At 42.3% G+C, this 9,549-nt stretch carries 10 protein-coding genes and 1 pseudogene; 6 read left to right on the forward strand and 5 right to left on the reverse strand.

The annotated features are described in order from the left end of the window. Positions 1 to 175 precede the first annotated feature (175 nt). From RJ53_RS10390 to RJ53_RS10400, 3 genes are all read left to right on the forward strand, one after another. The gene (locus tag RJ53_RS10390; RefSeq protein WP_246496095.1) at positions 176 to 556 is read left to right on the forward strand and encodes a PIN domain-containing protein; all 381 of its coding nucleotides are present in this window, start codon (positions 176 to 178) and stop codon (positions 554 to 556) included. Then, positions 537 to 743 (forward strand): hypothetical protein, encoded by a 207-nt coding sequence (locus tag RJ53_RS10395; protein ID WP_246496096.1) that lies wholly within the window; start codon positions 537 to 539, stop codon positions 741 to 743. Before RJ53_RS10390 ends, RJ53_RS10395 begins: the two co-directional genes overlap by 20 nt. Before the next feature lie 534 nt (positions 744 to 1,277). Then, positions 1,278 to 2,666 carry an MATE family efflux transporter gene (locus tag RJ53_RS10400; protein ID WP_211531557.1) on the forward strand — a complete coding sequence of 463 codons (1,389 nt, stop codon included), beginning with the start codon at positions 1,278 to 1,280 and terminating at the stop codon, positions 2,664 to 2,666. Positions 2,667 to 2,834: 168 nt separating this feature from the next. Here RJ53_RS10400 and RJ53_RS11805 read toward each other — a convergent pair whose 3' ends face one another. Continuing rightward, on the reverse strand, positions 2,835 to 3,104 hold the full coding sequence (locus RJ53_RS11805) for an HIT family protein (RefSeq protein WP_343221887.1): 270 nt from the start codon (positions 3,102 to 3,104) through the stop codon (positions 2,835 to 2,837). On the opposite strand from RJ53_RS11805, the gene RJ53_RS10410 reads away from it, so the two are divergent. From RJ53_RS10410 to RJ53_RS10420, 3 genes are all read left to right on the forward strand, one after another. Beyond that, positions 3,105 to 3,254: a UPF0175 family protein gene (locus RJ53_RS10410; RefSeq protein WP_211531559.1), complete on the forward strand. Its 150-nt coding sequence runs from the start codon at positions 3,105 to 3,107 to the stop codon at positions 3,252 to 3,254. A gap of 124 nt (positions 3,255 to 3,378) precedes the next feature. Then, complete coding sequence (locus tag RJ53_RS10415) at positions 3,379 to 3,603, forward strand: hypothetical protein (protein ID WP_246496097.1); 225 nt, start codon at positions 3,379 to 3,381, stop codon at positions 3,601 to 3,603. Beyond that, complete coding sequence (locus tag RJ53_RS10420) at positions 3,604 to 3,879, forward strand: hypothetical protein (protein ID WP_211531560.1); 276 nt, start codon at positions 3,604 to 3,606, stop codon at positions 3,877 to 3,879. It abuts the gene before it with no gap. Between the two features lie 39 nt (positions 3,880 to 3,918). Here the strand turns inward: RJ53_RS10420 and RJ53_RS10425 are convergent, their stop codons facing one another. The 4 genes and pseudogenes from RJ53_RS10425 to RJ53_RS10440 form a co-directional block, all read right to left on the reverse strand. Beyond that, positions 3,919 to 4,311 carry an HIT family protein gene (locus tag RJ53_RS10425; RefSeq protein WP_211531561.1) on the reverse strand — a complete coding sequence of 131 codons (393 nt, stop codon included), beginning with the start codon at positions 4,309 to 4,311 and terminating at the stop codon, positions 3,919 to 3,921. Beyond that, entirely contained in the window at positions 4,299 to 5,456 is a 1,158-nt protein-coding gene (locus tag RJ53_RS10430) for an HNH endonuclease domain-containing protein (protein ID WP_211531562.1), read from the reverse strand. Before RJ53_RS10430 ends, RJ53_RS10425 begins: the two co-directional genes overlap by 13 nt. 115 nt (positions 5,457 to 5,571) lie before the next feature. Then, positions 5,572 to 8,097 carry a DEAD/DEAH box helicase gene (locus RJ53_RS10435; protein WP_211531563.1) on the reverse strand — a complete coding sequence of 842 codons (2,526 nt, stop codon included), beginning with the start codon at positions 8,095 to 8,097 and terminating at the stop codon, positions 5,572 to 5,574. A gap of 207 nt (positions 8,098 to 8,304) precedes the next feature. Beyond that, positions 8,305 to 9,483: pseudogene (locus tag RJ53_RS10440) on the reverse strand (IS1634 family transposase); the annotation flags it as partial. Positions 9,484 to 9,549: the final 66 nt, after the last annotated feature.

Here is a 9,549-nt window from a genome sequence, read left to right on the forward strand (position 1 = left end):
GAACCCTATTGAGCGAGGTTAATAACACTACCCTCAGTAAATACATCCCGGGCAAAAGAACTATAGGATTTATTAATACTGGTGATAATGTTTCATTTGGAATCAGATGAGAATCTATTTGGATGTCTGTTGTCTATGCAGACCATTTGACAATCTTCAGCATGAAAAGATTGCATTGGAAGCAAATGCAGTGCTTGCAATTCTTGACCGATGTTTACATGACTGGGAATTGATAGGTAGTGTTGTCATTGATGATGAAATCTCCTTCATACCTGATATTGAAAAGAGATTGAAAGTAGAGCAGAAATTATATCTTATCAACGAATATATTGAGTACAATGAGAGTATATTTGAACAGGCAACCCTTTATATGAAAATGGGACTGAAACATTATGATGCCCTGCATCTGGCATGTGCACAGTCGGGGGAAGCTTTACTTCTTACAACTGATACTAAGCTCGTAGCTATCTCCCGGAAAATCCCTGAATTATCAATTCGGGTCGAAAATCCGTTAATATGGCTCATGGAGGTGTTGGATGATGAAAACAATCAGTGAGATTCGGAAAGAGGGGATTTGCGCACTGAGCAAAGCTCTTGGACCTATTGATATGGCCCGTTTTATTCAGAGCTATGAGTCTGGGAGTGGGGATTATACCAAAGAGCGACATGAGTGGCTTCCTGATGATACTCAAGCTTTGAAAGAACGGTTACTTGAGAGAGAGAAACAGAGGAAGAAGGTCTAAACCTTAAATCTCAGTTTTATTTGAAAACCTGTATATTCTTAAGACTATGTCATTAATGGCAAGTAGAGATCCGTTATTTATCTCTTTGCTGAACCCAGGCTGCAACTCGGGCTGTGCATCTCCTTCACTCGTCATTTTTTTCCGTATCCACATAATGCGATAGGCAGGCCGCTTCCAACATCTTTTCTTCCTCCCCTTCAATATCACCTCCCCTCCCCCTCTTCTCAATACCCCTGCTTCCCCGGGATCACCCCTCTCACACCCCCCTTCGGATCATCCATATCCCCGAGATAACGTGGGATCACATGCAGTTGCAGGTGCATTATGCTCTGGGCTGGTAAGGAACAAAGCGGGCATCGACGAGATCGTTTGCGAGGTGGATGGCGGAGGGGGGTGCACTTAGTGACCAATAGTGAGCCATTTCGAAACTAAAATTGTTAAACGGTTCTTATAAAGAGATAAATCGATGCCTTTATCGTTCCTATTCTTAAATATAAGTTCTTATAAAGCCATTTTTGGAAAAAGAGAAAAACTATGAGTTTATTTGCACCACTCGAAAAATATTGGCGTACAATTTCAACCGCCTATCCCTGGCATTTCATTGGCTTCCTTCTCCTTGCGATGATAATTCCGAAGGTATACGAGCTCTCGAATGTTTACTGGATTGGCCAAATCAGCTTTGATGCACTCGCAATAACAGAACAGTACGAATTTATCGCAGTTACGATAGAAATAGTAAACGAAGCCATTCCGTTTGGGATTCTCGCACTCATTGCACAGAATTATCACAACAGGGAAAAGGTCATCTCCATCCTCAAAGCAGGACTTATATTACAGCTTTTCTTCTCCCTGATCGTCACCTGTATTGTTGTATTCTTTACAAACGAGTTTGTAGCGACTATCGGAACACCTGCAGAAATTGTCGAATTGACCAAGAGCTATCTGCTTCTGAAATCTATCGCCCTACCCTTTGAAGCTGTGGCGTTTATTCTCCTTATTGCAATAAAATCACTTCAAAAAGGAAAGGAAGCACTCATTCTTGTTTCGATATCTGTTTTCATTAATGTGATCCTTGATCTCCTTCTGGTATCAAACACAAGCATTTCGATGCAGCTTGGTATCCAGGGAGTCGCAATTGGGTATGTCATTTCGAAAGTAGTTCTCATGATTATCTCTGTTGCATATACGCTTCATCTCCTACAGTTGGGTTGGGTAACAATTATTCAGACCAAGTGGAAAGAGGAGGTTGTTCCACTTTTCAGAATTGGTGGATGGACTGGACTTGATTCACTTGTCCGAAACTCCGGTTATATCGGGCTGTTATTGGTTCTCAATCTGCTCGGGACGAATGAATTCGGCGGATATGGTCTGGCTATGTGGGTTATGTGGACTCTGTTGATCCCAGTGCTTGCCCTTGGAGAAGGTACAAGTATTGTTGTTGGAAACTACTTCGGAGAGCGGCGTTTCACTGATTTACTGAATGTCGTAAAGGTATCGATGGTGCTTGTGATCGGTATAATGCTTTCAATAGCAGTTATAGGAATCTTCTTTTGGGAGGATCTCTCTCGTTTCCTAAATCCAAACCCCGACATGATCTCATATTCTGTTGAAACATTCTGGTGGCTGATCATTCCATATATTGGCTTTGGAATCGGGACTATCCTGCGAAGTGTCTTTTATGGCACAGGGCAGACCCGATATATCTTTTATATTTCATGTTTCATTAACATCGGGTTAATTGTACCCTTTGTTGCACTGGTCGTGCTTGGTATCGTGCCAGCATCATTTACTTCAATAATGATGTTCTACATGATTGCTTTCCTTGTTGACCCGTTGCTCGCCTATATAGGTGTGAGGAGGGTCATCTCGCAGAAAATGAATCTGCCTGGTTATCAGAAGACCCTTTTAGAGGGATCTAACTAATTTTTAGAGGATGGTATGTTGGATTTGCTAATTGGGCGGGCTTTTTTAGTTTATTAATTGAACTTTACGAACTATCGAACTCATTGCCTCTGTCACTGGCGGTTTTGTTCTGTGCATTTCTGGCAGGATATAAGTGAACATCGTTATTGATATAATCCATTAATTGGTTCAATACCCCCTCTTCCCCGGAATAACCCCCCGTACCCCGCCTTTCGGCTCCTCCATATCCCCTTGATACCGAGGAATCACATGCAGGTGCAGGTGCATCACGCTCTGGCCGAGGCTGACCGGGTAGAGGTCGAATCGGGCGAAAGGTGTGGGAAGTTTGCGAGGAGGATGTCGGAGGGGGCGGGGGTGCAGAAGGAGGATCTGGGGTGGATCACTTTTAGATGAGCCAAGTGGATCAAAATTAAATGAGCGAAAACAATTGCTCTCTATATGAGAGGGATACTCTCCTCAGGAAAGGATGCTGCACTTGCTGGTCTGAAACGCTGGCAATGGGAGGAGCTTCTCGGAGTACGGAAGGTTCCGCGTCATTATACAGAAGAAGATCTCCACGTGGATATCTTCTATGGTTCGAGCGAGTAGTAAATGCTCCCCCGGTGGTGAAGATACTCTCGCGACAGGTGTGACAGCATTCTTATAATCTGCGGTTGACATAGTACATAGTTTCCATATGTATCATATGGTGCATATATCAAAAGTGATTCACATGGTTAGCCAAAGTACCTATAAGCGGATCCCTGTCTCTCCATCTACTTGGGAGAAGCTCTCCCTCATCAAAAAGCCGGGTGAAACATTCGACCAGCTCATCTTAGATCTGGTTGCAGAACGGGAGAGGCGGGATATTATCAGGCATGCCATGCATGTCAGTGAGGAAGGAGAGTACGTCTCTCTGGATGAAGCTCGGGAAGCCTGGGGCTTGAATGAGGATTGAATGAGAATTGAAATCGAACGTGCGGTCTGTGAGTATGTCCTCGGGCTTCCTCTCAAAAGCAGGCGTATCATCCTCCGCCATCTTCGCACACTTGAAGCTCTGGGTTCCCTCACTGGTGCCTCCGGCATTGAGCGGCTGGGTGGCGACATATATAGAATGCATGTCAGCCGCACGTACACTATCATCTTTCGCATCTGCCCGGATCAGAGTCGCATCCGGGTGGTCGAGATTCTCCCTATAGATCTCGCACATAAACGGTATTTCCGATATAGATAACGACATGGGTCGAAGGCCCCTGAAATCAACCACTCCTCCTCAATACCCCATCTTCCCCGGGATCACCCCTCTCACCCCGCCCTTCGGATCCTCCATATCCCCGACATACCGGGGGATCACATGCAGATGCAGGTGCATCACGCTCTGGCCGGCCGCCGCCCCGATGTTCACGCCGATATTGTAGCCGTCGGGGGCATACCGCTCATCCAGCAGCCGACGGGCATCATGGACGAGGGAGAGGAGGGCGGCCTGCTCGTCTCCGGTTGCGTCGAAGAACGAGGCCACGTGCCGGAAGGGGATGAGGAGGAGGTGGCCGGGGCTCACCGGATAGAGGTCGAAGCGAGCGTAGGCGAGGTCGTTTGCGAGGAGGATTGAGGAGGAGGCGGGGTCGCAGAAGGGGCAGTTCTTTTTATCATCGTTTAGATCGACCATGGTTCGTATCCTCGTATCTCGATGAGGTAAGTGCATTTTTCAGAGAGTTGATCGAAGGCGTGTTCCTGCCAGTCGCCTCCCAGAGAGTTCATCCCAAGGAGAGATACTGAGATCTCACGCTCGAATCGGTGAGGCCAGTGATCGTGCAGGAGATCCCAGTACCCGATGATGGGCTCCTTTCGTGATGCAAGGAATGGTGGTTCAGGTATCCGATCACGCTTCTGATTATTGACCGACCCTGTCGCCGGAAGGAGGTTCCAGAGATCATTATTCTTCCAGATTGCAAAGGGAAGGAGATGATCAACATCCATCGCCCCCGGCTCCCTGAGAGGCTTTCCCGACCATGCACAGGAGATAGAACCGTCCCGATCGATGACCGAGCTGTAGATTGCCCGTGCATCAGCCAGTGCCCGCTCAGTCGTCGGGGTCGTTCCGAGGAGGGAGAGCACCGCCTCTTCGGTGATCGTCTTCGTCTTATCTGCTGATGCGGTGAATGCTGCCCATTTCTTCAGGATGCACTCTTCACCGGATATGAAGCTCCCGAAGTACTCAAAGATGGTGCAGAGGTCCCTGGATATCGAGAATGATCCTCCATGCTCGATGAGATAGCCCCGGTCGATTCTGGAATGGGATGGCAGCCGGGGCAGTGGCTTTGTGTACTGGAAGACCGAATAGTGCTCTTTTGACTGTGAGAAGCCGAGATGTTTCATCGGCATACTGGTGATGGTGTTTCTGATCTCCTTTACAAGTGTCCTGAAGGCCGGCTGTATTTCTTCTGGCATCAGGCCACGTGCATAGTCATTGTAGAAGACCGAGAAGCCCCCCTGATCCTGATAAAAGTCGATGACAGGGGTGAAGTACTTCCGAAACGCCACTTTGTTCCCCGGCTCGGTATCCGGCCGCTCCCCGTTCTTCTGAGGGATGAATGCCGGGGCAGAAAAGATCGGATAATAGTAGAGTATCCATCTCTCGACCAGGAGGCCAAGGGGAAACCAGACCCGTGCAGTTGAGGGGTCATCCTGGCGGGTATGGCCATACTGCTGGCAGATCTCGATGACACCACGGAGCAGGGCATATTTGTAGGTGGCATCTGCACTGTCGCGTTCGATGATGGTGTTTATCTTCTGGTATGCGGAGAGATCCATTGTCGTGAGATAGGAGGTTGGAGGGAAGGGGGATAGGTTTTTCGCTTTAGTTAATGCTAGTGTTTTTTTAACCGGCAAGTGTTGTATAAGGGTAAATAGTTATATTGTGCATATTTTATTTTATCTCTCCTCTTGTTGTATAAAGGTTTTTTAATTTTTCTAAATTAATATCGAATTCTACGAATTTTTGATTGATTATTTCAGTTGTGAGATTATCATTTGAATAGTCGTTCAGTGAAAAATAAAATTTTTCAATATTGTTCTTTATTTTTGTTAAATGTTCATCTTTCATGACCCAATATTCCACAGAAAAAAAAGCTTGGTCTTCTAATAAATGATTTGGATGGATTAATATTGGGACTCCAACTTTTCCATTATCAAATGTCGCCTTAAACCAATCAATAGCTTCATGTAATTGACCTGCTTCACGTTTTGCTATTTTTCGCTTATTCTCAACCATATTTTTACATTCTATTATCCAATACTGATTATTATCAACTCGCCACAGATTATCTGGACCTTTTCCAGTTTGTTTTTCTGGTCTTTTTGAATCAAAACCGAGAATATAGCCCAACTTACATATATTCTCTTCAAATATCTCAGATGACTGGTTAAAATGTAACATATTCGTGATTGACTTGATAAAATACATTAACTCTGTTTTATCATCATACCTACTGATTAAATCTAATATTTCCTTGGCACGATTATGAGATGATGCTGTAGTTTTTTGATAAGTTACTTCCATTTCTGGCCTAAATAATTTATTATTTAACTCAAAAGCTTTCATTTGAGCCTTTTTTGAATCAGATGGACTTTGTCGATATTGATAGGTTGCCTTGAGTTGTAAATACCAGCCTTTTTCCCTTTCGTCACTGGCATTATCGATGAGTTTTTGGATGGAAATGGCTGCTTTTGAATCCTTTCCCATTTTAAAGGCTTTTTCTGATTCCATCTCTAAAAGAAAACGACTTATATTTTTATTTGATATACTTGTGGATTTAATGTCAGACATCTTATCTTTATAATAATCCTTCCAATCTTCATCTCTTTCTAAAAATTGTGATATTAATTTTTCCATCACTTCGAAGACGTTACCTTCGCTTCTCATATTCATAGCCAGTTCTTCTCCAATTACTATTTGCTGTTGTGTTTCCTGGGAGAAATCTACTCTTTTGCTATGAACTGATAAGAAATCTGTCAATTTTGTCCCAATTATTATTACAATTGAATAATCACTTTTGCCTCTTATTGAACGTCCAATTCCTTGCTCAATTTTCTGTGCGAGCATTTGTCTAATTAATGGTGAATTTGGGCGTGTTAACTGAATGTACCTATCAGATAAATTTGAATAAGATGGAAGAGAATCAAAACATAAGATTCTACATGTATCATCTGGCAAATCGATTCCATCATATTGATTTACTAAAATTTTTATCTGCTTAGCTTTTCTTTGTTTAATCTGCAAATTTAATTCTTCAATTGTTTCCTTTATGCTCGATACTTGAACACAATCTGATTTTTTCCAATCTTTAGCAAGGTTAAAAGATGGAACAATAGTTATAATTCCAAAATATCCATAATTTTTAACTAATTTTTCCAGCCAAGATATTATTTCTTTCCTTTCAAGATGGATGTCAATTAATGATGGAATTAAAATTAGTCTCTCCCCATTAAAATGTTCTTTATCATAGACGAGCGGTGACAGTACACGATTCGGATCTATTCCTAAATCCTTGATCAAAAAAGCATCATCAGTTAATGTTGCCGAAAGAAAAATTCGACGTTTACAATCAGAAAATGATGGAATTAAATCAATAGGTACTAGGCGTGGAGAAATTTCCATTCTTCTCCCTGAAAAATAACAGTTACATACATCAAGGTTATTTTTTATTAAATTCCAAGAAAATTTAATGTTATCATTGTTTTGATTATCACTTAATATCTTTAGAACAGCGTCCTTTTGATCATACCAGTGCCAATAAGGTACACATATCATACAATCATCGTGTTTACATAGAATATCATTTACAGTTCCAGGTTCCTGTTGTTTTAGAGTTTCAAAAAATAAATTAAATATCTTTTTATATATTTCATCATCACTATCTATGTTTATTGAAAATGATTCTCGAATAATATCAAGGCATTTATGTGCATCATCCATTACTAACGCACCAATTTCAGTAATTTCAGAGCGAGAATCAGCAAATCCAAATTTTGATAAGCCATTGAATAATTTATTACAAGTTGTAACTAGTATTGCCTCTGAATTCTTAAATTCACGAGGTAATTCACGAGTAGGTAAAGTTTCTACAGTTTTTATACCAAATAATTTTGCTTGCTGAATTGTTTGATTTACTAAATAGGTATTGGGGCATAGATATAATGCAGGACCTTTTCCCTCTTTTAGCGAGGATAATAAACTCAATAATCCGATTAGAGTTTTCCCATATCCTGTAGGTAATTTTATTATCGTATCAATATTTTCGCGGTGTTTTTGATACCACTCTGTTAAAATGTATTCTTGGGGTGGCCATAAATATTCTTTTCCCACCGTTTTGTCTAATTTTTCAAATATTTTTATAGGGTTTGAATCCAATGATTGTACTTTCCCACCCTTCAGTTTTTTAAAATCAACCATTATTAAAACCTGATTGTGAAATGGTGATTATATTAATAAATATTTTTGTGTGGTTAATTGATTATGATGATAGTACCCATTATTACCACCTAAGTTTGCCACTTTGGCTTCAGCCACCCAATTGGAGCATGCACTATCGGGATCTATTTTCTCCAGAATTACATTGGGAAACTGTATTTGACAGTTGAAGTTTTTCCCCTCAAAATTTCATGTAATCGCCCAATTATGCCGTAAAACCATCGTGTTAATGGCATAAAAATTGGAGTGAATGAACCTTTTTGTCTTCCTCATCCACGAATCAACGGTAACTGTCAAATTCAATAGCGCCGTTTTGATGAATTTTGTTGATGTATGCTTCAGGTCCGGGATCTCAAATCGGATCAGCGAGACAAACAACTGTGCAATAAACCCAATGATTAATGCACCGTAAATGCTGTTATCGGTCCAGACGCGCAATGGTTTGATCTCGATCTCGTTCTTGAGTGAGTTGAATATCTTCTCGATCGAGTCCTTTTTTCGATAGGTCTGAAGAGCTTCGATAAGTGTCAAATTCTTACTCGATTTCAGGCAGAAGAATCCCTCTCTGCCGGTGATGAACTTCTCTTCAAGAAGCCTGACGGCATCATCTTCTGAGAGTTCAATCAGCTTTGTCTGGATGGAGTAGTCCACATCCACAAGAAGATTGTTTATACGGAAGCGTTTCGGAAGAGCCTTATTTTTGTCAATGCTTTCCTGAATGGCCTTTGCTTCTTTTATCTCTCGAACAACTTTTCTGGCTCTGGATTCCAGCTGCTCTTTCTGCAGCTTTTCTGAGAAGTAGAGATAATTGACACTGTTCGGCTTCTCGATTTTAATCCCACGGATCCCAGATTCCGAATCAATAATCTGAGGGCTATAGGTTTCAAACTCAGCGATTATCTTGTCATCGCTCTTGTTGAGCTTCTTTCCGGTGATGTACTGGAGATTGTCTGCCCGGATCATCTGGGTATTGGCGACACTGTTCGCTCCTTTGTCAAATATCACCAGAGATCCCTCTCTGAGCCGGCTCCTTGACTGGCGATACGTCTTCTTGAAGTGGCTCTGATCATTGAGATTACCTGGTTCGATTGTCATCCCAATTGGGATATTGATCGGGTCGGAAAGTTCAGTGACACCAACAGTGATCTGCTTTTTATCTGGCCGGTGATCCCGGCTGTATCCATACTTTCCAAGCCGGGCTTCATTGCCATGAAGGACTATGCTGGTCCAGTCCATGTTGATGTCGGTATGCTCAAAATCGTACCTCGAGAAGAGTACATCCTGGATGTTGGAGATGATTTCATCCCGGTTGGCACCAAGGGTTTCAAGGACACGGTAGAGTGTTCTTTCACTGAATGAAGGGAGGGAGAACTCGGTGTAAATGGCGGGATCAAAGTGCACAATTATGGCGGAATAAAAATGCTCATTTCAACA

Origin of the sequence: Methanocalculus chunghsingensis, from assembly GCF_018132105.1 — an archaeon.
GTDB classification, from domain to species: Archaea; Halobacteriota; Methanomicrobia; order Methanomicrobiales; family Methanocorpusculaceae; genus Methanocalculus; species Methanocalculus chunghsingensis.